Annotated in this window: 29 protein-coding genes and 3 pseudogenes; 15 read left to right on the top strand and 17 right to left on the bottom strand. The window is 45.4% G+C overall.

Features of this window, described 5'->3' with window-relative positions; genetic code table 11:
* The 5 genes and pseudogenes from PMG25_RS12015 to PMG25_RS11995 all read right to left on the bottom strand — a co-directional run.
* Nucleotides 1-1,132, bottom strand: a pseudogene (locus tag PMG25_RS12015) (hypothetical protein); the annotation flags it as partial.
* Nucleotides 1,133-1,189: 57 nt separating this feature from the next.
* Nucleotides 1,190-1,789 carry a phage tail protein gene (locus tag PMG25_RS12010; protein WP_283767144.1) on the bottom strand — a complete coding sequence of 200 codons (600 nt, stop codon included), beginning with the start codon at nucleotides 1,787-1,789 and terminating at the stop codon, nucleotides 1,190-1,192.
* The gene (locus PMG25_RS12005; protein WP_283767143.1) at nucleotides 1,786-2,052 is read right to left on the bottom strand and encodes a hypothetical protein; all 267 of its coding nucleotides are present in this window, start codon (nucleotides 2,050-2,052) and stop codon (nucleotides 1,786-1,788) included. Before PMG25_RS12005 ends, PMG25_RS12010 begins: the two co-directional genes overlap by 4 nt.
* Nucleotides 2,049-4,451, bottom strand: a complete 2,403-nt coding sequence (locus tag PMG25_RS12000; protein ID WP_283767142.1) for a substrate-binding domain-containing protein — start codon at nucleotides 4,449-4,451, stop codon at nucleotides 2,049-2,051. The genes PMG25_RS12005 and PMG25_RS12000 overlap by 4 nt, the downstream gene beginning before the upstream one ends.
* A 228-nt stretch (nucleotides 4,452-4,679) precedes the next feature.
* Nucleotides 4,680-4,934 (bottom strand): hypothetical protein, encoded by a 255-nt coding sequence (locus PMG25_RS11995; RefSeq protein ID WP_283767141.1) that lies wholly within the window; start codon nucleotides 4,932-4,934, stop codon nucleotides 4,680-4,682.
* Between the two features lie 174 nt (nucleotides 4,935-5,108).
* Between PMG25_RS11995 and PMG25_RS11990 the strand changes: the two genes are divergently transcribed.
* Nucleotides 5,109-5,381 (top strand): hypothetical protein, encoded by a 273-nt coding sequence (locus tag PMG25_RS11990; RefSeq protein ID WP_283767140.1) that lies wholly within the window; start codon nucleotides 5,109-5,111, stop codon nucleotides 5,379-5,381.
* A gap of 140 nt (nucleotides 5,382-5,521) precedes the next feature.
* Here PMG25_RS11990 and PMG25_RS24470 read toward each other — a convergent pair.
* Together PMG25_RS24470 and PMG25_RS24670 are read right to left on the bottom strand one after the other, a co-directional pair.
* Nucleotides 5,522-5,796, bottom strand: a pseudogene (locus tag PMG25_RS24470) (BrnA antitoxin family protein).
* Nucleotides 5,759-5,854 (bottom strand): annotated as a pseudogene (locus tag PMG25_RS24670) (BrnT family toxin); the annotation flags it as partial. The pseudogenes PMG25_RS24470 and PMG25_RS24670, both read right to left, overlap by 38 nt.
* A gap of 107 nt (nucleotides 5,855-5,961) precedes the next feature.
* On the opposite strand from PMG25_RS24670, the gene PMG25_RS11975 reads away from it, so the two are divergent.
* The 3 genes from PMG25_RS11975 to PMG25_RS11965 are packed head-to-tail and all read left to right on the top strand — an operon-like array spanning nucleotide 5,962 to nucleotide 6,877.
* Entirely contained in the window at nucleotides 5,962-6,255 is a 294-nt protein-coding gene (locus PMG25_RS11975; protein WP_347178821.1) for a nucleotidyltransferase family protein, read from the top strand.
* Nucleotides 6,252-6,599 carry a HepT-like ribonuclease domain-containing protein gene (locus PMG25_RS11970; RefSeq protein ID WP_283767136.1) on the top strand — a complete coding sequence of 116 codons (348 nt, stop codon included), beginning with the start codon at nucleotides 6,252-6,254 and terminating at the stop codon, nucleotides 6,597-6,599. The genes PMG25_RS11975 and PMG25_RS11970 overlap by 4 nt, the downstream gene beginning before the upstream one ends.
* Before the next feature lie 5 nt (nucleotides 6,600-6,604).
* Nucleotides 6,605-6,877, top strand: coding sequence for a hypothetical protein (locus tag PMG25_RS11965; RefSeq protein WP_283767135.1), 273 nt, complete (start codon nucleotides 6,605-6,607; stop codon nucleotides 6,875-6,877).
* On the opposite strand, the gene PMG25_RS11960 is transcribed toward PMG25_RS11965, so the two are convergent.
* On the bottom strand, nucleotides 6,860-7,279 hold the full coding sequence (locus tag PMG25_RS11960; protein ID WP_283767134.1) for a type II toxin-antitoxin system VapC family toxin: 420 nt from the start codon (nucleotides 7,277-7,279) through the stop codon (nucleotides 6,860-6,862). The two genes, PMG25_RS11965 and PMG25_RS11960, sit on opposite strands and share 18 nt — an antisense overlap.
* A 29-nt stretch (nucleotides 7,280-7,308) precedes the next feature.
* The gene (locus tag PMG25_RS11955; protein ID WP_283767133.1) at nucleotides 7,309-7,536 is read right to left on the bottom strand and encodes a hypothetical protein; all 228 of its coding nucleotides are present in this window, start codon (nucleotides 7,534-7,536) and stop codon (nucleotides 7,309-7,311) included.
* 68 nt (nucleotides 7,537-7,604) lie between these two features.
* Here PMG25_RS11955 and PMG25_RS11950 point away from each other — a divergent pair, with 68 nt between their 5' ends.
* The 3 genes from PMG25_RS11950 to PMG25_RS11940 are packed head-to-tail and all read left to right on the top strand — an operon-like array spanning nucleotide 7,605 to nucleotide 8,751.
* Nucleotides 7,605-7,847 (top strand): ribbon-helix-helix domain-containing protein, encoded by a 243-nt coding sequence (locus PMG25_RS11950; protein WP_283767132.1) that lies wholly within the window; start codon nucleotides 7,605-7,607, stop codon nucleotides 7,845-7,847.
* Nucleotides 7,848-7,857: 10 nt separating this feature from the next.
* Entirely contained in the window at nucleotides 7,858-8,409 is a 552-nt protein-coding gene (locus tag PMG25_RS11945) for a Uma2 family endonuclease (RefSeq protein WP_283767131.1), read from the top strand.
* A gap of 45 nt (nucleotides 8,410-8,454) precedes the next feature.
* A complete protein-coding gene (locus PMG25_RS11940; protein WP_283767130.1) occupies nucleotides 8,455-8,751 on the top strand; it encodes a nucleotidyltransferase family protein in 297 nt (98 codons plus the stop codon).
* 38 nt (nucleotides 8,752-8,789) lie between these two features.
* On the opposite strand, the gene PMG25_RS11935 is transcribed toward PMG25_RS11940, so the two are convergent.
* From PMG25_RS11935 to PMG25_RS11920, 4 genes are all read right to left on the bottom strand, one after another.
* The gene (locus PMG25_RS11935; protein ID WP_283767129.1) at nucleotides 8,790-9,125 is read right to left on the bottom strand and encodes a XisI protein; all 336 of its coding nucleotides are present in this window, start codon (nucleotides 9,123-9,125) and stop codon (nucleotides 8,790-8,792) included.
* Between the two features lie 161 nt (nucleotides 9,126-9,286).
* Nucleotides 9,287-9,598 (bottom strand): nucleotidyltransferase family protein, encoded by a 312-nt coding sequence (locus PMG25_RS11930; RefSeq protein WP_283767128.1) that lies wholly within the window; start codon nucleotides 9,596-9,598, stop codon nucleotides 9,287-9,289.
* Between the two features lie 13 nt (nucleotides 9,599-9,611).
* Complete coding sequence (locus PMG25_RS11925) at nucleotides 9,612-9,950, bottom strand: type II toxin-antitoxin system PemK/MazF family toxin (RefSeq protein ID WP_283767127.1); 339 nt, start codon at nucleotides 9,948-9,950, stop codon at nucleotides 9,612-9,614.
* Nucleotides 9,943-10,173 (bottom strand): hypothetical protein, encoded by a 231-nt coding sequence (locus tag PMG25_RS11920; RefSeq protein ID WP_283767126.1) that lies wholly within the window; start codon nucleotides 10,171-10,173, stop codon nucleotides 9,943-9,945. Before PMG25_RS11920 ends, PMG25_RS11925 begins: the two co-directional genes overlap by 8 nt.
* Before the next feature lie 223 nt (nucleotides 10,174-10,396).
* Here PMG25_RS11920 and PMG25_RS11915 point away from each other — a divergent pair, with 223 nt between their 5' ends.
* Complete coding sequence (locus PMG25_RS11915) at nucleotides 10,397-11,017, top strand: restriction endonuclease subunit R (protein WP_283767125.1); 621 nt, start codon at nucleotides 10,397-10,399, stop codon at nucleotides 11,015-11,017.
* Between the two features lie 25 nt (nucleotides 11,018-11,042).
* Nucleotides 11,043-11,594, top strand: coding sequence for a Uma2 family endonuclease (locus tag PMG25_RS11910; RefSeq protein ID WP_283767124.1), 552 nt, complete (start codon nucleotides 11,043-11,045; stop codon nucleotides 11,592-11,594).
* 29 nt (nucleotides 11,595-11,623) lie between these two features.
* Here PMG25_RS11910 and PMG25_RS11905 read toward each other — a convergent pair whose 3' ends face one another.
* Entirely contained in the window at nucleotides 11,624-12,637 is a 1,014-nt protein-coding gene (locus PMG25_RS11905; RefSeq protein ID WP_283767123.1) for a type III secretion system chaperone family protein, read from the bottom strand.
* 158 nt (nucleotides 12,638-12,795) lie between these two features.
* Between PMG25_RS11905 and trpC the strand changes: the two genes are divergently transcribed.
* From trpC to PMG25_RS11885, 4 genes are all read left to right on the top strand, one after another.
* On the top strand, nucleotides 12,796-13,695 hold the full coding sequence (gene trpC / locus PMG25_RS11900) for an indole-3-glycerol phosphate synthase TrpC (protein ID WP_283767122.1): 900 nt from the start codon (nucleotides 12,796-12,798) through the stop codon (nucleotides 13,693-13,695).
* Nucleotides 13,696-13,755: 60 nt separating this feature from the next.
* Nucleotides 13,756-13,995 (top strand): DUF5340 domain-containing protein, encoded by a 240-nt coding sequence (locus PMG25_RS11895; RefSeq protein WP_283767121.1) that lies wholly within the window; start codon nucleotides 13,756-13,758, stop codon nucleotides 13,993-13,995.
* 224 nt (nucleotides 13,996-14,219) lie between these two features.
* Entirely contained in the window at nucleotides 14,220-14,417 is a 198-nt protein-coding gene (locus tag PMG25_RS11890; protein ID WP_283767120.1) for a hypothetical protein, read from the top strand.
* 34 nt (nucleotides 14,418-14,451) lie between these two features.
* A complete protein-coding gene (locus PMG25_RS11885; protein WP_283767119.1) occupies nucleotides 14,452-14,679 on the top strand; it encodes a DUF7219 family protein in 228 nt (75 codons plus the stop codon).
* Here the strand turns inward: PMG25_RS11885 and PMG25_RS11880 are convergent.
* The 3 genes from PMG25_RS11880 to PMG25_RS11870 form a co-directional block, all read right to left on the bottom strand.
* Complete coding sequence (locus PMG25_RS11880) at nucleotides 14,671-16,527, bottom strand: sensor histidine kinase (protein ID WP_283767118.1); 1,857 nt, start codon at nucleotides 16,525-16,527, stop codon at nucleotides 14,671-14,673. The two genes, PMG25_RS11885 and PMG25_RS11880, sit on opposite strands and share 9 nt — an antisense overlap.
* Before the next feature lie 143 nt (nucleotides 16,528-16,670).
* Nucleotides 16,671-18,161 (bottom strand): glycolate oxidase subunit GlcD, encoded by a 1,491-nt coding sequence (gene glcD, locus PMG25_RS11875; protein ID WP_283767117.1) that lies wholly within the window; start codon nucleotides 18,159-18,161, stop codon nucleotides 16,671-16,673.
* A gap of 130 nt (nucleotides 18,162-18,291) precedes the next feature.
* Nucleotides 18,292-19,725, bottom strand: a complete 1,434-nt coding sequence (locus tag PMG25_RS11870) for an aminotransferase-like domain-containing protein (RefSeq protein ID WP_283767116.1) — start codon at nucleotides 19,723-19,725, stop codon at nucleotides 18,292-18,294.
* 276 nt (nucleotides 19,726-20,001) lie between these two features.
* Between PMG25_RS11870 and PMG25_RS11865 the strand changes: the two genes are divergently transcribed.
* Together PMG25_RS11865 and PMG25_RS11860 are read left to right on the top strand one after the other, a co-directional pair.
* Nucleotides 20,002-20,295: a hypothetical protein gene (locus PMG25_RS11865; RefSeq protein WP_283767115.1), complete on the top strand. Its 294-nt coding sequence runs from the start codon at nucleotides 20,002-20,004 to the stop codon at nucleotides 20,293-20,295.
* Nucleotides 20,296-20,317: 22 nt separating this feature from the next.
* The gene (locus tag PMG25_RS11860) at nucleotides 20,318-20,452 is read left to right on the top strand and encodes a hypothetical protein (RefSeq protein ID WP_283767114.1); all 135 of its coding nucleotides are present in this window, start codon (nucleotides 20,318-20,320) and stop codon (nucleotides 20,450-20,452) included.
* Nucleotides 20,453-20,487: the final 35 nt, after the last annotated feature.

The raw sequence follows: 20,487 nt of genomic DNA, 5'->3' as shown, positions 1-20,487 counted from the left end.
TAATCTTATTTACTTCTGGAATTTCACCAGGAGCTGTTTCTTCTACTGTTCTTTGTACGGATTCAGAAGTGTTTGGCGATTCACTTATGTTTTGGGTTTGAGGAGTTTCACCAGGATTCATTTCTTCTGCTTCTTTTTGTATGGAGTCAGAAGTGGGGAGTTCTGAGTCTACTGGGGACGGGGATGTTGGGTGTGGTGTTTCTCCAATGAGTTCTTCTATGCTAGACCATTGTTCTGGCACGTTGGAGTCAAAGTTTTGATGGGTTTGAGTTGGTGGAGTTTTAGGGGGTTTAGGGAGGGGTTTACGAGATAGGGTGAAGTTCTGATTTAAAGGTTTGATAGTGGTTAAAGTGTGTTTTTTTTGAATATTTTTTTGGGGTTGTTGGTTTGGTGGGGTTGGGTTGATTTGAGAGGAGGGTTCTTTTGGAGGATTTGTGGATTGGGTTTGAGGTTGAATGGTGGGTTGTTGAGTTGATGGGGTTTGATCTTCGAGAGGGGGATTGGGATCAGATTGAGGGTCTGTTGGGTTTGAGGGTTGGGGCTTTTGAGGGTTGGAGGAGGTGATGATAGAACGAAATAGTTGTGTTTTTTTGTGGGGTTTTTGTGATGTTAACTGGGAGGGTTTATTGGGATTGAATTGGGTTTTGTTACGGGTATGTTTAGGTTGGATGGTGGGTTGAGAGGAGGTGTCGTAGTCGGGGAATGTGTGTTGTTGAAGGTCTGGGTTTTCAGGTGAGGTATGGGGGTTGAGTTCAGGGGGGTTTTGGATGGGGTTTGGTGAGGGGTCTTGAGGGAGGGGTGAGGGTTGAATGGGTGGGGGGGTTGAGGAGGTGGGTTGAGCAGGATGGGTGGGTTGGGAGGTTGGGGGTTGATGATGAGTTAGGGGGGATTTTTGTAGTTGCCGATCGCCTAATCCCTCCCTAAACCCCTCCGTAAATCCACTACCCCATCCGTTGTCTACGAGTAGTCCCTGAATCATTGAACCATGTAAGAAACTGATGGTTTTGGCTCCCAAGGGTTGGATGAATTTGGGGCTGATAAAGGTTTGACCTAACGGATGATGGGCGGCTAAGGGGGATTGTACGCCTAATGGTATGTCGGGTAAGCTTTCTGACGTGATGTCTTCTGTCATGGTGAACTCTGTCGGTGTTCAGTGGAGCAGGGCTGGATGTTAGGGGTTGAGTTAGAATCACCGCCTCAACCGTGAGAATGAGTTGTTAAAATTACGTTGCCTGTTTTGAGGAATTTGCCTTTGGGTGTTGGTTGTAGGGGATGGACTCGATCGCCTGTTCTGAGTTTTCTGAAGCTGTATACTCTGTTTCTGGGGTTGGTTAGGCAAGATTAGCTCGATCCCTTCATAGGCCAGGGTAAGTTCCTCGATCGCCACGGAAGAGCTGTCTGCTTGCAGTGCAGGCGCTTTCCAACTCACCGGTATCGCCTCCAGTAATGACCACTGTAACTGGGTTTCACCGGCTTGGTTGAACATGAGAATATTCAGGTTATAGCGGGTTTTAGGGTAGCTACTGAGGGTTTCGGAGAGCCAATTCCAGAAGGTTAAATCGTTGGTCATTCCCCGCTTGAGAGTGACATCATCAAATTCTGCATGACCCACTAAAATATGTTGTTGATCGTTGAGTCCTCCTTCGAGTAAGGTTTCCTTTTTCATATTCACGCCAAACCCGGAACATTCACTAAAAGACGCTTTAATTTCGCTGCCAATTTCTACATAAAAGCGATTGGTCAGAATGTAGTTAGCTCGATGTTGGGTATAGGGATTAGGTTTGTTCATGACAAGCGTCCTTTATACGATCCTTTTCGTTGTTTTTGCTGGTGTAAATCTTCGACTAATAAGGCATAAACCCGATCCGCTAATTGTTGGACTTTTAAGGGATCGTCTTTAATCTCTTGAGCCACTTTTTGCAGTGCCTCAAAATTGATGGAATCGGTGGGTCGGCGATCAGTTTGCAAGGGTGCAGGAATACTGAACCCAGCCGCTTTGTGGGGATCGCCAATGGGTTCCCAGGAGCTATGGGGATTATATTCATTGGTCATGGTCGGAGATTTAAGGGGATGAGTCCAGTTTTAGCTAATAGATTTTGCATTTCTTCCGTTTGCAGAAGTTCAGCAAATTTTTGCCCGACTGGAGGACGGCTATTATCACGAGCATAAACGACGGTGAGGGGATAGGCCAAGGGATATTCGCCGGTTTGAAACAATTCTACATGGGGAAAATAACTGCCTTTATCGTTACAGAGGTCAGTTCCAGGATTGAGGGGTTGAGTGTTGTTTTGAATTAGGGGTTGAACTGCGGTTTTATTCTCAGTAGAAATGGCTAGGGGATAAACGGAACATTGACCAAAAACTTGGGCGATCGCCCCAAACCCGATCGCGCCAATTTCCCGCTCCTCAAAGTCTGCCAACATCGTCCGCAATAGCTCAAAAATCGGTAGCACGGCGATCGCTTCCTCCGAAGGCGTAACCACCAAAGCATCGGGGTTGGGGGCTTGCGGTAACCCCTGACGAAAGGCGGCGATCGCCCCCGGATCTTGCAACACTTGTTCCTCAAAAATACGGATCAGTTCGGGATTTTCAGGCACATACAACTTCACCGGCAAATCCGGGCCGCCCAACTCCTGCCAATTGCTCACTTCCCCCGTATACAAGCGCCTCACCTGATCCAAACTCAACTGCCCGTTCAAGGTTCGGGGCAGGGAATCCCGGCGAAACTCGTAACTAAACGGGACAAAAATTACCAAACCATCATAGGCGATCCGCTCGGCTTCTAAATCCGGTTCATTGATGGCTGAAGCAATGGCAAAATCAGCCCGATCGCCCCGCACAGCCGCGATCGCCTCCTCCAAAGACTCCACCGGCTCATACACCAGCTCCAGCTTAGGAATGCGCCGCCCTAACTCCCCATCCAAACGCCGTCCCAACGCCACCAAATTCCGTTGTTGCAGCACATAATTCCAAATCCCATTCTCCACCGCAGTATATTCAAACCGCCCCTGGGGAACGGCTGCCACATCCTCCACACAACAAACCCTCGGATTTTGTGCCGTTGCTCGGTCATTAGAGCGCCGTAATAACCACCAGCCTAAACCACTCCCCAAACCCAGAAATAGCAGCAGCCAAAGCAACCACCACCAGCGACGTTTGGGCTTAACAACCGCCTCTTCTTCCTCCAGTTCAGTTGACTCCATCCACTCTAAAGATCGAGACAACTGGGGCAAAGATTGGCGAGCCACTTCTGCACTAGGAAACGGCGTATCAATCTCCAATAACCGCCAAATAAACTGTTGAAGTTTAGGATCGACCTCCGGCCAATCCTGGGGCAACTTGGGATTTAAGCCTTTCTCTTCCTCCAGCGACCAAGTACCCGTGAGTAAGGCAAAACTGATGTGACCCAAATCTCGTAAATCTTGGCTTAATGTCGGTCGTTTAACCGTCATCGTCGGTGGAAAAAATCGGTCTTCCCACAACCACAAATCCGACAAATAAATTAGGAATTGGGGAAACTCAAAAAACTGCTGTTCTTGGGGCAAAATCAGCAGACTATCTAAACTTAAATTACCATGGGACAATCCCCCTTGAATTTGGCTGGAGGGCAGGCGATATTTTTGTCCATGTAACGACTCTAAACTTTGCAAAACCTGATTCAAGAAATGCAAGATTTCCCACTGATCCATAGCTCCCTTTTGTTGCAAATAAACCCTCAACGTCGGGTACAAACTTGCCAACCCCTCGGTGACCACATAACAGCGCTCCTCATGGCGATCGGCGATCGCATCCCCAGAACTCAACACCCGAAAATCCTGGGCCCGACCATCCGCCAAAACTGCCCCGGCCACATTCTCGAAATTATCCTTATAATTCTGGGCTTCCTGAGTATTAAAATAGCGCTTCGGTAACAAATACTCCTTGATCGCTACCGGCGCACCATTCACCACCTGCACCCCTTTATACAGCCGTCCCATGCCCCGACTGCCCAGAAACTCCGTCACCCGATACCGGCCCCGATGGCCGATAATCTCCGCTTTCGGGCGCAAAATTGCCGGAAACCCACATCTCAGACAAACCTTGGTCTCCCCATCCACTTCCATACTCTGCCGGGGCTGATCGCATCCCAAGGGATCGCCCCAAACACATCGATACTCCGTATAAACCCAGTCTCTCCGCGACCCCACCACCGGAGCTGTAACTGTTTCTACCGCTTCCACCTCTGGCGCGGCTTCCTCCCCTTCCTCCCGCTCTCGACGCAACAGATCCAGCACATCCTGCTGAATAAACGGCAGCAATTGAATCATCCAAAAAGGAAAGAAACGATACAGCCGGTAAATGAAGCCTCCCCGCAAGAAAGCCGCCCGACTCTGGGCCCTAGCCCGTCCCCGTTGTTCAATCTGCTCTAAAGTTCGTCGCCCAAAGGGGCGCTTATTGCGTCGTTGTGCCATCTGAAGTCAACAATTCCTGCTATTCAACCCTCTTATCTCGGAGTTCACCGTCGGTCAAGTCTAGCTCAAAATCGCCCAAAATCATGCTCTAGTTAGCTTTTGTTAAGAATTCAGCTATTACCAATCGAGAGTTGAAGTTAGAATCATAGTCTGAGTTGGTATAATTCTATGGCACTCAAGCAAGAATTATAGGAAGAGTTGAATTATCCAGAAGAGAAAGAAACGATTTCATTTCCACAATCGCCGAGCCATACAGTACAATAGAATGACCACTAAAGGCGATAGAGCCAGGATACACGAGACAGACGATTGAACATCCTTCTTTATCATCCAGTGGGCGATCGGCTCTTCCATAACATTGCTGTATACATTTGCCAGCGCTTCGCGTCTCTTCAGTCTTAAATCTTGATCCCCAACAATCTCAAGCTCTACGGGAATGATCTGCTCTTCGATTTCCTTCCCAATACCCTGTCGAGCATCCATAACCTCACCTCGCTTTAATCTCTGCAAGGCGATTCTTTTTTTGGGCACTCCTTTAGATCAAGCTGCTTAGAAAATCTGTGAAAGGACTGATATAATTAAGCTTGGGCTGTTTGGGCAACCCAGTGGCTTGGGCAAACTTGCCCAAACAACAAAAATTTTTCTTCAGATCTAGCGATGTCCAAATTTGGTAAAGATCAGTTCAAACGCAACAATGTATTAACCTTAGTTGAAGCATTGCTCAAATTTACTGAGGGAAAGGTGATGATTGAGAAACAAAAGTTAGATGCTTTAGAGAAGCCAGTTACCTTGTATTCTAGGGAAAATAAAGATTTGGCAGATTGTCAATGGGAGCCTAACAAGCCACTTTTGTTACCCGGCGATTCTAAAAATAAAGGGATTACTAAAGAAGCGCTATGGCTTTTAGTAGAATGTAGTGCATTAGCGTAGGGTGGGTTAGGCGGCTAAAACCTAGACTCTGACAGAAATCTATCAATCCGCCGTAACCCACCATTTTAGGGTTGTCACGGCACTAGATGTTGGTGAACCCATAACCTTCCTGTTCATGTCGCGCAGTGAAACCCGCCCTTCTATAGATGCTTTTCCATATAATCTCGCAATAAACGGTTAATCTGAGTTTGATACTCTTGCTCTTGAGATTGAAGCCATTCTAAAATATCTTTATCTATCGATAATGTCACTGGAACTTGCTCCCGTGAGTCCGACGATTTTTACGAACTACAGCTTTAGCAAATAGTTCTGGGGTCAGTTCAGGACAATCAGAAAAATCAATCTCGTCATCGGTCATCCTATCTAGCCGTTGCCAGTCAGTTTGAGAGTTGCTGGAAATAACTTTGTTCTTCATATTTTGTTGCTTTTCTTGCCGATATAATACGAGTATAGTCTTCTTGTTCTGTGTCAACGCAGTTAAGGAGCTATGAGGCAAGAGCAGGATGGCGGATGGGGCGATCGCTGCTATGATGCAGATCAACGATCTTCTACCCAGGATTGCCACACTGAGGTTAAACCCATGGCACTCAAGCAAGAGTTACAGGAAAAACGAGCAGAAATTTTAGCCATTGCCGAACAACACGGCGCGTTTAACGTGCGAATTTTTGGCTCCGTAGCGCGAGGGGAGGAACGAGAGGATAGTGATATTGATTTTCTGATTGATTATGATTTAACCAAAACTTCTTCTTGGTTTCCCGTGGGATTAATCCAAGATTTGGAAGATTTATTAGAACGTAAAGTGGATGTAGTGACGGCGAAATCACTCCATTATTTTATCCGCGATCGAGTCTTACAAGAGGCGATTGACCTATGAAAGACTATCGACTCTATTTAATTCATATTCGAGATTGTTTACAGCGCATCCAATCCTATACGGAAGGAGGAAAGAAGAGCTTTGAAGAAGAAATCATGATTCAGGATGCTGTGATCAGAAATTTGGAAGTGATGTGTGAGTCAATCAAAAAGTTACCGGAAGATTGGAAAGCGTCCCAACCGAATATGCCTTGGCATCAAGTCATCGGTTTTAGAAATAAACTGGCCCATGATTATTTAGATCTCGATCTAGAGGTGGTCTGGGATGTGGTGGAAAATTACTTGCCGGAGTTAGAAATAGCCGTGGAAAAAATCGCTGAACAGTTTTGGTCAGTATCCGAGTAGTCAACATGAAAATTGAAGCCGCACAACGACGAATTCAAGCCTTTGAGAGGAAATTTGATCAGCCTCATCTTTCTTTGGCGGCTCATGCGGCGCTGCCGTTGGCTTTAACTCCGGATTTACTCTATCAAATTTGGGCCAATTTTCAGCGCGATCTGGAGGGGAAACCCTGTAAAATTCCTTGGATTTCGGTGTCCGATTTACTCTTGTCGAGTCTCTGTGAGGAGGTGGGGTATGAGCTGTATGACCCTATGAGAAATTTACTATGTACCACTTTCTAGTTGTTGCAAGGCTTCAGCTACAGATAAAACAGGAATCAGTTCATTGGGAAAACCTGTATCACGAGTTACAATTCCATCCAAACCTTGAGCAATAGCACATGCGACCTGAACAGAATCTTCAAAATCAGTACAACTCAAAGTTAATGCTGATTCCAAAGTTTCTCGATTAACCGGACAAATGAGCATTGTATGAAGTATGGCTAAAATAGCCTCTTGAGCCTTGTCAATACTGCCTGTATGCCTTCTGGCAATGTAAAAAATATCTGTCAGAGTCGTAGCAGTAACATATCCTATGATTTTATTATCATGAATTGCTTGAAAAAGTAGCTCTGCCTCTTGACAAAACGGTTCTCGTTGCAATAAAAAATCTAATACAATATTAGTATCGATTAAAATCTTCACTCAAAAGTACCTCGCTATTTTAATCTTTCCTAAAGATACTTGTCTATCCGCCTCTCTTCTAGCATAGCCTCTACTTCCTCATCAGTCGGTGCAGGTTTATCCGTTTTTAATAACCCTCGCATCTGTTCAATTGCCCTAGAGCGTTCTGCCGTAGAACTCCTCAATTCCGGTAAAGACTCAATAATAAAACTCACCAATGATAGCCGTTCTCTAACCGAGAGCTTTACCACTTGCTGTTTAACCTCTTGTAGTGACATGGCGTTGCTTGAATTAAAATGATATTATAATCAGTAGTATACAAGATTATCAAACTTGAGCAAACATCATGACGAACTTAAACCTCACTCTTCCAGAAGCCATGAGTGACTTTATTTCCGAACCAGTCAAAAAAGAAGGTTATTCAACCGCTCATGACTATATTTTGAACTTAATTAGCGAAGCACAACAGAAAGTTGAACAACAGCGTTGGGAACAACTCTTACTCGAAGGCTTAAATAGTGGCACACCTATTGAAGTTACTGATGAATGGTGGGACAATAAAAGACAGCAGTTAGTAGCCGAAGAGTAAAAAGATCGCTATGCCTAAACTAACCATCAAAGACCTAGAATATCTCCAAACCCAGCACCCTGACTATCGGATGGAATTAGTTCAAGGAGAAATTATCTGTATGAGTCCTTCCGGATTAGAATCAGATGAAGTGGCTGCTGCTATTGTCGCTGAATTATCCCATTGGGTGAGACCCCGAAAATTAGGGCGCGTCATTGCTTCTAGTGGTGGATTTCGTTTACCCAATGCTGACGGAGATGTTCGCGCACCGGATGCCTCTTTTATCCTCGCTCAACGTTTACCGCGCACTACGGAAGGGTATGCTGAATTAGTGCCGGATCTAATGTTTGAAGTGAAGTCGAGAACGGATAGTATCAACAAATTGCGCGAGAAAATCCAAGAATTCATCGCATTAGGAACTCAGGTAGGAGTATTGGTCGATCCGAGAACTCGGACAATGGAAGTTTATCGACTTAATCAAGACCCCGTAACATTACGTGATGGGGATGTTTTCACCGTTCCGGAATTGCTCCCTGGATGGGAATTACCGGTGGTAGAAATCTGGGCCCCGGAATTTGATTAAATGGAACAGTTATCTCGCTATTATATCATTGATTGCTAAAAAATAATGACGACTATCCGACAAACTTTACAGGACAAAAAGAAAGAAATTTTAGAAATTGCCGCTAAACATGGAGCCTTTAATCTGCGAATTTTTGGCTCAGTTGCTAGAGGAGAAGAAACTGAACAGAGCGATATCGACTTTTTGATCGATTATGATTCCTCAAAAACATCCCCGTGGTTTCCCGGTGGGTTATTGATGGATTTGCAAGATTTACTGCAATGCAAAGTTGATATCGTCACCGATAAAGGTTTGAGTCCATTAATTAGAGAAAAAGTTCTCAAAGAGGCCAAGCCATTATGAGTGAAGAACGAGATCTAGTCTACATTGACCTGATTCTCCTAACCCACTGCAAACCCAGTATGGGGGCGAATCTGCGGTTCATGAAACCCCAGTACAATATCCGATTTCGGAATTCCTGCTGCGACCAAATCATAGGTTACTCCATCCTCAGTATTATCCTGCTGAACCCACACTTTCCCATCCAGAATTGCCAGATGAATTAAACACCCATGTACTCGTCTGTCATCGTCCCAACCCACTGAAACAATCATATATTGATCAGTTTCTGGATCGAAAACAGCATAATTGGTTGCCTCAACATTCGCATAATTAATTTCCGTATAAGGTGTGAGAATAGAACGGATAATCTGACGGTAATTTTCTATTCTATCCACTTTTTTCTATACCTCTTATCTTTCTGCGACATAATATCAAATCCGAATAATAAGTTAGAATATGTCATTGCGACCGGAGGGAAGCAATCGCCGAGATTTGGAGATTGTAGAGATTGCTTCATTCCGCTTTGCTCCATTCGCAATGACTTAATTAGGGTTGATTAAGCGGACTTAATATAAAAAACCTCTGCTTCTGCTAAAATGCGATCGCGGATTCGATGGTTCAGAAACTTAAGAGTCACTAAATCAATTTGACGACGATCGAATAAATCCGAAAGTTCTTCTTCAATTTGGTAGAGCTTAAAAAATCCAGGAGTAAAACCGGGTTCAAATTCCACTAAGATATCAATATCGCTCTCTGGCGTAAAGTCATCCCGCAAGAACGATCCAAACAGCGAGAGTTTATGAATATGCCAGTTCTGGCACAGGTTGGCAATCTTCTCAATAGGAATGTCAATCTTTTTGACTTTCATTTTCGTCCGATCTTTAAATATCTAAGACAACGGCTAACGCCCGATCAAGCTTTTGTGTAGTGTCTTCAGATAGACTTCCTATATGCTTAATCAGTCTTTGTTGAGAAACAGAGCGCACTTGAAAAGCATCTGCGGCAGACAGTTTATTTAATCCATTTTGTGAGGTTGGTTCAATCTTCACCATCCAAGAAATATTGGCAAAGATATCATTCCAGCCCGTAATAGGAACAATGACCTTTAATCGTAAAATACCAATCCTATCATTGCTTACAATTATACAAGGGCGAGTTTTGCCAATTTCATCACCAATTGATGGATCGGCTTGATATAACCAAACCTGACCTCTAAGCATAGTCTTGATATTCGTAAAAATCACTATTATCATTATCAGTAAACTCAGTTAACTCGCTTCCTTCTGCATAGTAAGGGCGCATAATTTCTGCCGCATCTTCTAAGCTGAGTTTCTCTGTCTGAGTCATTTCTTCGCGCACCAACTTGAGAGTAAATTCAATAATCTTTAAGCGCTCTATATTTGGCATCTGTTTGATCGCTTCTAAAATTTGAGATTCTATCATCGTTTTTTTAGTTTCAATACAGTCAATTATAGCAAGCATTTGCGGTTTGGTAATGGGAGTGAATGGCCAGTTGCTGCCAATCGGATAAGGTGGACATAAATCACTTCCTCTCGTGGTGGGGCGATCGCTACTTATCTCCAACTCCAATCAACTATATGTTACAATCACCACTAAAGTCAACACTGCCCTACGCAATCCCCTTAACTCCGACCCAGAAGTTCTTATGCCGACAACGATACCCGCGCAGGACATTACCCTCGAAGCACTCCAAGAACATTTTGGTCTGCAATTGACCCCTGACCCTGATTTTTTTCTAGAATGGCAACAGAACTTACCCGAATTAAGCGATCGCGAAAAACAAACCCTGCAAAGAGTATGCAGTCACTACTTTAACCTGGTCAGTCGCCGTCCTCTTCTAGAAGAAGGGGTGAAAATGGTCATCCTCTCGCCCTTATTAGACCTGGCTGGATTTTTTCAACCGCCCTTTTCTATCCGCACGGAAACCCCCGTAGAACTCTCCGTTGAAGATGAAGGCTTAATCATCAGAGGTCGGATTGATGTTTTAGTAATCCAACAACATCTCTGGATACTGATTATTGAAGCCAAAAGTACCAAAATTGATATCATGGAAGCACTTCCTCAAGCCCTCTCTTATATGCTCAAGAGCGGTCAGCAGACCAAGCCAATCTTTGGCTTTTTGCTCAATGGTCGAGAATTTGTGTTTGTTAAACTTCAACCCTCCGATCCGCCTATCTATAGTCGCTCTTACGCCTTATCAATTGAAAGACCCTATGAACTAGAGCAAGTCTTATCGGTACTCAAAACTATTAGTCAACTGGCTTAAATAATCCATTAATACTGCCAACCCCATGCCTAAATTAACCATCAAAGACTTAGAATATCTCCAAACCCAGCATCCTAACTATCGGATGGAATTAGTTCAAGGAGAAATTATCTGTATGAGTCCTTCTGGATTAGAATCAGATGAAGTGGCTGCTGCGATTGTGGCTGAATTATCCCATTGGGTGAGACCGCGAAAATTAGGCCGCGTCATTGCCTCTAGTGGTGGATTTCGTTTACCGAATGCTGACGGAGATGTTCGCGCACCGGATGCCTCTTTTATCCTCGCTCAACGTTTACCGCGCACTACGGAAGGGTATGCTGAATTAGTGCCGGATCTAATGTTTGAAGTGAAGTCGAGAACGGATAGTATCAACAAATTGCGCGAGAAAATCCAAGAATTCATCGCATTAGGAACTCAGGTAGGAGTATTGGTCGATCCGAGAACTCGGACAATGGAGGTTTATCGACTTAATCAAGACCCCGTAACGTTAGGGGATGGGGATGTTTTCACCGTTCCGGAATTGCTCCCTGGATGGGAATTACCCGTGGTAGAAATCTGGGCCCCGGAATTTGATTAAATCGACCCAATTGCATCTTTTATCTACTATTATTCAACCCTTTGGAGTGCCTCCGATATCGAACTCCCCTCTAATACCGCCACGATCGCCGGTAAGTATCGATCCATAATGGTCACATTAGCATACACCAGCGATCGCACCAAAGCCACCGTCAGGCGATCGCCCTCCACATCAATGCTCGTCTTATATCGCAGTTCACCGTCGGCAAAATCTAGCTCAAAATTGCCCAAAATCATGCCATAGTTAGCTTTAGTTAACAATTCTGCCATCAACCGGCGATCGCCTTCTGGAACCGCAACCGGAAAGAGAGAATAAAACAGAAACTGCTTATCCCCTTCATAAATGCGAGCATAACAGCGCCAACGACCATTTTCTCCCTGAAACGCTAACTGTAAAAGTCCTGACTCAACCTGTATAAATTCCCAATCATCCTGCTCAAAAAAATCTCGCACCACCGCCTCTAAAGAAGTCTCCTCTTCCTCCTCTGTCCACTCCTCCAACTGCCGCATGAATCCAGCAAAACCCCCCTCTTCCATCTGGGAAAATTCCGTTTCTAAACCCTCTTGAACCGTATTAAACAGCGTTTCCAGCGCTTGCGCTCCCATCTGAACCGCTTGCGTCAATTGAGTTAAATTCGCCCGTTGCCAAAACGTATCATAACCAACTCGCTCCCCCTCAACCTCTTGATAAACCGACAGCGCCAACCATAGCTCAGACTGTAACAATTCTGGAGTTAAGATCGCCCGTAAATCATCGGGAATCCGATCGGGCACTCGATCCGGTTGTAACATCAGATCCAAGTATAGGGGGCGATCGCTCAGAAACTCCCCCACCATTTCCCCCCGCCAGCGTTTCTCCAAATTAAACTGATTATTGTCCTCAATTTCTGCATAACTGGCCCCATCCACCTCCACCCTTAACCGTACCTCCCGTAACCCCTCCTCCAACTTCACCTGAAGGTTTACCCCTTGCACCCGCAACGGAGCCTCATTTTTGGCATCAAAAATAATCTCTTGATCCAGTTCTAAATCTTGATGAGTCATTTTCCTTGACAACGCTCCTAGGATCTATGCAACACTATATCCTGACAGCCCTTCATACTGCTATGAAGTAGCTTATCAACAGCTCTTGCCTTTTCCCTCATCCCTTAATGTCCGTCATCCCCCAAAACCCTAATATCATTTGTTTTCTTTAATTCCTTATGCAAATTCGTCGTCGTCCCCCTAGTCCCACATTTTCCATCAGTCACCTGCAATATCAAGTGAGTGTACCCGGTAGTGAACCCCAAAATATTCTGGAAAAAATTGTCTGGCATAAGGAAACGGAAGTCCAAGGACAACGGGAAAAAGTCTCTTTAAGTGACCTAAAACGTCGTATAGAAACGGTTGCTCCTGCCAAAGACTTTCTCGGCGCACTTCGCCAGGGTAAAACCCAGCCCGCCGTGATTGCTGAAGTCAAAAAAGCATCACCCTCAAAAGGAGTAATCCGGGAAAACTTTGATCCAGTGGCGATCGCCCAATCCTACCAGCAAGGAGGAGCCACTTGTTTATCCGTATTAACCGATCGCAAATTTTTCCAAGGCAGCTTTGAAAACCTCGCCAAAGTTCGCGCCGCCGTTGACTTACCCCTCTTGTGCAAAGAATTTATTATTTATCCCTACCAAATCTATCAAGCCCGCATTCATGGCGCAGACGCAGTTCTCCTCATTGCCGCCATCCTCTCCGATCAAGACCTCAAATACTTTAGTAAAATCATTCACGCCCTAGGCATGACAGCCTTAATTGAAGTCCATTCCCTCGACGAACTCGACCGAGTATTAGCCTTAGAATCCGTCCACTTGATTGGCATCAATAACCGCAACCTAGAAGATTTTACCGTAGACCTAAAAACCACAGAAACCCTCTCCCACGCTCGTCGCCAGCACCTGCAAGATCGGGACATTCTCCTGGTGAGTGAATCCGGACTCCATAGCAGTGAAGATCTGCAATTTGTCGCCTCTGTGGGCGCTCAAGCCGTCTTAATCGGCGAGTCATTAGTGAAACAAGACGACCCAGGAAAGGCGATCGCCGACCTATTTCCCAACCCACATCAACTACAATAACCAGAAAGTCTGGGCCTTCTTCCCATTCCATACACCTCTTTTCCCTTGATTAACTCAACTATGCAACCTATTCCGGTTCCCTCTCATGTTCACTATGAACTTCTTCTCCAACTCTTAGAGCGTCAAACTTGGTTAGCGGTTGAAGGCCAATCTGTTCAGCGAGAGCAAGTTCATCAACTCATTGCCACCCTGCGTAAAGCCCTCGCCCAACAGCGTCAACTCGAACAAAGTTGTCAGCGCTCTAACTTACCCGTAGAGTATCGTTGGTCTCTCAATGAGGGTATACCGGAAGAGCGCTAACCCAACACCCCCCTTCCGGCCTTAACAGGTTACCCTTACCTATGCCCCAAGGGTGACCCATTAAAAATATGTGTATTTTGTCAACTCCTAAATATAGAGTCTAATGAATAGCTCACACTATTTATGGCTTCTTTACCCATTTCGATCCGGATCGGCACTCTAGTCACTGATTAGGTTAAAATGAGGTTAAGGGGTCAATTATTGTTAAAGTAAACCGTCCATCTATGTTAAAACCAGGAACATTAGTGCAGGTTCTCTATCCAGAGTATGCAGCAGGCGCATTAGGATATCTCAAAGCCGAAGAAGAGAAAGGACGGTGGATTGTACAACTGATCCAAAACCCCATTGAAGACCCCGATGAACCCCTCCTCCTATCTTTAGAAGAATCAGAATTTCAAGTGGTTGATCCCCAACCCCCATAACCCACCTCGATCAATATCCATTAAGGAGCCAATTATGAAAGAACAATTTTTATATCCCCGGACTTCTTACCACGGAAAACTGACTCCCGATAATCTAATTTTCAATGCCAATTTACAAGAATTTGCTCAGAAAGTCAGTCTGATCAGCGCCCTAGAAACCAATGGAAAAATTACCCCCATTGAATCCTACAACCGCATCAAAAAATTGTGGGAAGAATTGCACCGAATTCGGCAAGGATTAGATATTCAAGATTCAGCTTAATTCGGTGGAAGTTTGTTTGATATAAGGTAACTGAATATAAAACTGACTGCCCTGATTTAAGATCGAATCATAATCTAAAACTCCTTTATGTTTATTCACCACAATCTGATAACTGGTTGCCAAACCTAACCCCGTTCCCTTCCCCACGGATTTAGTAGTAAAAAACGGATCAAAAATTCGGTCTCGAATCTTCTCAGGAATCCCCGTCCCATTATCTTTAATCATCACTTCAATACAAGGGGATTCTAGCACACGAGTTTTCAATTCAATTTGGGGTGGATCGAGATCGTTATCTAACCATTTTCCGTTCTGAGAGGCTTCATCAATTGCATCGATCGCATTACTCAAAAGATTGAGGAAAACTTGATTTAACAGCCCAGGGTAGCACTCTACCAAAGGCAACTCCTCATAGTCTCGAATCACCTTAATCTCTCGACAATCAGATTTTAAGTGCAAACGATTGGCTAAAATCGTTAGAGTAATGTCTAAATGTTCATTCAGATTAACCAATTTACAACCATCTTCATCCAAACTGGAAAATGTGCGTAATCCTTTCACTAACTGTCTGACCCGCTCTGTACCCGATCCCATAGAATCCAATAACTTGAGTAAATCAGACTCTAGAAACTCCCAATCCATTTCTTCTAGCTTGTCTGTAACTTCCTTCGGTGGATTGGGCATATAATTTTGATACATTTTAACTAAATCTGTGAGATCTTGAAAATATTCACGGGCGTAAACCAAATTCCCATGAATGAAGTTGACGGGGTTATTAAATTCATGAGCAACTCCAGCGACGAGCTGGCCCAGAGAAGACATTTTTTCCGTTTGCACTAATTGGGCTTGAGTCCGTTGTAATTCGCCTAAAGCTTCCGTTAATTCATGGGTGGTTTTTTCCGATTTTTCCTTAGCTTGGCGTAGATGATGTTGTTCCCAATCTTGGGCCCGCCAGACAACAAACAACATTAACAACACTAAACCAATAATCATGAATCCTAGAATATGCAAAGGGCGCAGAACTTGGTCAATATTCTGACGGGGAATGACTAAAGCAATCGAAAAATCTGCTTCTTCTAGGGGAACATAGGCAATATAGTGCCGGCGATTGGGCCAATTGACTAAATCAATTCCTTGTTCCCGGTTAATCATGTGTTGTGCCAATTGGCTTAAAACTGGATCGTTGCTCTGAATTAAAGATGTAGGTTCATTCAAGTCAAATCCAAATATTTCCAGATCGCGGGGAACGATGGGAACTCCCTGAGAATCGAGCATAAATGCATAACTACCTGGCCCATAGGATAGGGCCTCAATCACTTTTTCTAAGCGATTCAGAGGCACGGGAGCGACGATCGCCCCTTTTGGTGTAGGATCGAGGGGAGCATTGGGAGTAATGGGAGCAGCAATCACAATCTGCAATAAACCTGTAGAACGGGAAATCAAAGGATCGGAAACATTGACCTCCCCCTGCATTGCTCTCTGGAAATACAGGCGATCGTGAGCCTCATTCGTCTTACCTTGACTCGTATAAAAGCGCCCCGTAACCTCAAAAAAGGCGACTAGATTAAACGGTTCAATTCTTTGAGCTTCTTGGACTAAATACGGCTCAATCTGCTTCAAATCTAGGGTTCGAGCCGTGGGACTATTGGCGATCGTCGCCACTTCAGCTTTGCGCTGACCGATCCATTGATCCACCGCTTGTACCCCATCTTTCACATCTTGCAGGGCATTCTCTTGAAGTTTCCGTAGTAGAGAATTATAGGCCTTTTGATAACTGTAATAGCCTAGTACACTCGAACTCACTATCGTCATCGTCACGATCGCCGAAATGAAAAGACGATGTGTACTCAATGCAGATAATTGCCTCTTAAAGGGGATCGGTTTCCACATAGCCATAATGCTCCGCATACCTGGATTCAGCTCGGCAACCATCGCTGAGGCGATCGCCAGATCTAAAGTTTAATGGACTAACCAGAGAGAAATTTCTCTCACGCTTAAAATAAATCGACTCCTGTCTTCTGATTCGCTAATTGTGCTTTGACTTGAGCCGCTTCTCCACAGCTTTTAGGAGTGGGAAACACCTTACCCGGATTCGCTAACCCTTGGGGATTAAACACGGAACGCACCCATTGCATGGTTTCGAGATCCACAGGGGTAAACATCCGATCCATATAACACAGTTTATCCGCTCCAATCCCATGTTCTCCTGAAATACTGCCCCCCACTTGTACACAGATCTTCAAAATTTCTCCCCCTAATTCTTCCACCGTTTCTAACGCTCCCGGAATCTTATTATCGTAGAGCAGCAGGGGATGAAGATTGCCATCCCCCGCATGAAACACATTAGCCACTGGATAGCCATATTTTTCACTCAGTTTCTCGATTTCTCCCAGGACATAGGGGAGTTGTGTCCGAGGAATGACCCCATCTTGGACATAATAATCCGGTTTAATCTTACCCACAGCCGCAAAAGCTGCTTTACGACCTTTCCATAATCGGAGGCGCTCCTCTGGATCGGTAGCGGTCTTGATATCCCTGGCTCCATTTTGACGGCAAATGTCGGCAATGCGTTGGCCATATTCAGCCACTTCCACCTCTAACCCATCTACTTCTACTAACAGAATAGCCACCGCATCTCTGGGATAACAGTTCGTAGCAACCACATCTTCAACTGCATTAATACTAAAGTTATCCATCATTTCCATGCCTGCCGGAATAATTCCGGCGCTGACAATATCGGAAACGGCAGCTCCTGCGGCTTCCACACTGGTAAAATCAGCCAGTAGGACTTGAATGGCTTCGGCTTGTTTAATAATCCGTAATCGGATTTCTGTGGCAATGCCTAGGGTTCCTTCTGAACCGACAAACAATCCGGTGAGGTCATATCCAGGCATTTCCGGCACTTCTCCCCCCACATCAACGATAGAACCATCGGGAAGCACTAATTTTAAGCCCAGAACATGGTTGGTGGTGACTCCATATTTGAAGCAATGAACCCCGCCTGAGTTTTCCGCTACATTACCGCCAATGGAGCAAATAATTTGACTGGAGGGATCGGGAGCATAATAAAACCCAGCACCGCTCACGGCTTCGGTGACCCAGTTATTAATGACGGCCGGTTGCACCACGACCTGTTGGTTCTCTAAGTCAATATCGAGAATTTGGCGCATAAAGGCAGTGGAAATCAAGACTCCGTTTTCTACGGGAAGAGCGCCACCAGAGAGGCCGGTTCCTGCTCCCCGTGCTACCCAGGGAAGTTGATGGCGATCGCATAATTTAACTGTTTCGGCTACCTCTTGGGTATTGCGTGGCAGTAAAACTAGCTTAGGTCGTACCCGATAACTGGTTAAGCCATCACATTCATAGGTGAGCAGTTCTTCCTTACGCTGGATCACTCCTTGACGACCCAAAATTTGTTGAAAGTCTCGAATAATACGTTTCCAATCGGAGGTACTGCGGGCGGTTTGGGGAGGAGAACTGACCATGGAGATTCGGGAAAAAAGGCGTGACTGTTTCTACTTTACCGAAGATCCAGCATTTGTTGCAGCCTTTAAAGAGAGGGTCTGGGCCAACAGATGGCTCCAGCCGATTCTACCCCAGGTATACTGAGGGTTTCTATCCCTCACGGATCAAGCTCCCCAAGGTTTCCATGGCTTGTTCAATTTCTGGCGACCAGGGTAAACCACAATTGAGCCGGAAACAATTGCCATAACTTCTAGAGGGCGAAAACATAATTCCCGGAGAAATACTGATTTTATGTTGGCAAGCTCTGTGGAATAGTTCCATGGTATCAAAATGGGAGGCCAGTTCGACCCAAAGCACGTGACCCCCTGTGGGTCGAGTGACTTTTGTCTCTTCTGGAAAATAGTTACAAATGGCTTGAATCATTTGCAGCATTTGTTGTTCATAGGCGCGGCGCAGGTTTCGCACATGGCGATCGTATCCTCCGTTGGCGAGAAAGGCGGCGATCGCCAATTGACTGGCTGGAAAGGTACTCATATTGACCGTCAGCTTGAGGCGCTCGACTTGGGGTTGATAGCGTCCGGGAATGGCCCAACCGACGCGCAACCCTGGGGATAAGACTTTACTATAGGAGGCACAGTATAAGACTAAGCCTTCCCGATCAAAGGCTTTGATGGCTTTGGGGCGATCGCCATTAAAGGATAAATCTCCATAAACATCATCTTCAATCAGGGGAATTTGATACTGGGCGAGCAATTCCACTAGGGCTTGTTTGTTCTCATTGCTCATGCATGTGCCCAGGGGATTGCTAAAATTAGAGACTAGGGCACAAGCGCTAATTTTTTTTTGTTTGAGGGCCGTTTCTAGGGCATCAAGACAAATACCTTCCCTGGGATGGGTTGGCAGTTCTAATGCTCGTAAATGGAGGGTGGCTAAGGCTTCGAGTAATCCATAATAGGACGGGGAAGAGATGGCGACTGTATCCCCCGGTTGAGTGGTGGCTCGTAAGGATAAATATACGGCTTCCGTGGCTCCATGGGTGGCTACAATTTCATCTGGGGTCACGGCACAGTCGGCATCCAATAAGCGCCGGGCGATCGCCCGGCGAAATTCAAGACACCCCGGAGGCGGACTATAACTATGGGCTAAGGCGGGATTGTGGCGCATTACCTGACCCATGAGACGGTTTAAGGTGGACAGGGGTAATAAGTCCATTCCCGGTACAGCAGCCCCCAGTTGGATGATTTCTGGGTCGCGCACCATGGAATTGACCTTAAAGACTAGAGAGGTATCTACCCGACAGGCTTTTTGGGCTGGAGAAGAGCGATCGGGTTCTGGAGGAGATTTGAGCGATCGCACAAAATAGCCAGATTGGGGTTTAGCTCCAATGAGTCCCCGGTCTTCTAAAAGGCGATAGGCTTCTAGGGCAGTGGAAATACTCACCGACATTTGTTGATGCACTTTTCGCACCGAAGGCAGGCGATCGCCCGGTTGCAGGGTTCCTTCAGAAATTAACGTCTGAATGCGGTTGGCCACCTGTTCATATAAATTAGCGCCTTGGGTTTGCTCAATGGGTCTTAAGTGCATAACGCTCCAGTACAGTTATGGATTTTATCAACCATAACAGTTTTTAGCAGGAAAACTGTTATGGTTACAATTTATCTTAATTGCATCTGTTTTTTTCTCTCAGTTTGCTCCAAACTAGAGATATAGCAGCAGACATCTATCAGTTGGGAACAGCGATAGCAGTAGGCCCAGGTAATGAGGTAAAACAGGGTTTTACCTATTCCCTATTCCCTATTCCCTATTCCCTAGCGCGTAGCGCTTGTCCACTGCTATTGGTAGGCATTGAGGACACGATCCATGAAAAACACCAGTAGTGTCTCACAAATCACGAGTGTATCCGAATTACGTTTAACCGATCTCAAAAGCGTACTTCGCTTTCCCCATTCTATTCTTCCAGGCGATCGTCTCCAGAGGCTTTGGAACTATCTGGTGGCCGTTTGGTGGTACAGCGAAGAACCTCGCATTACCCAGACAAAAGATACAAACGGAAATTGGATTTATCGGGTTTACGATCCGCTCACTCATCAACACTTTATGTGCGACTCCGAACACGAGGTACGAGTGTGGCTAGAAGAGCGCTATTATCAGTAACGATCGATACACTCTATCTCCCATGACTGACGACCCAACAGTAGGGGCGAACAATTGTTCGCCCCTACAATTACAGCAGTTTTTGCTGTTATGGTGTACAGTCTTAAAGGCTCAAAGCCATGTACCACAACCCTATTCCCTATTCCCTATTCCCTAGCGCGTTCATGTCCGCGAAGCGGAAAGCGCTATATG

The sequence above is a fragment of the Roseofilum capinflatum BLCC-M114 genome, from assembly GCF_030068505.1.
Classification (GTDB): Bacteria; Cyanobacteriota; Cyanobacteriia; order Cyanobacteriales; family Desertifilaceae; genus Roseofilum; species Roseofilum capinflatum.
The sequence above is the reverse complement of the archived record's forward strand: the minus strand, read 5'-3'. Positions and strand labels throughout refer to the sequence as shown.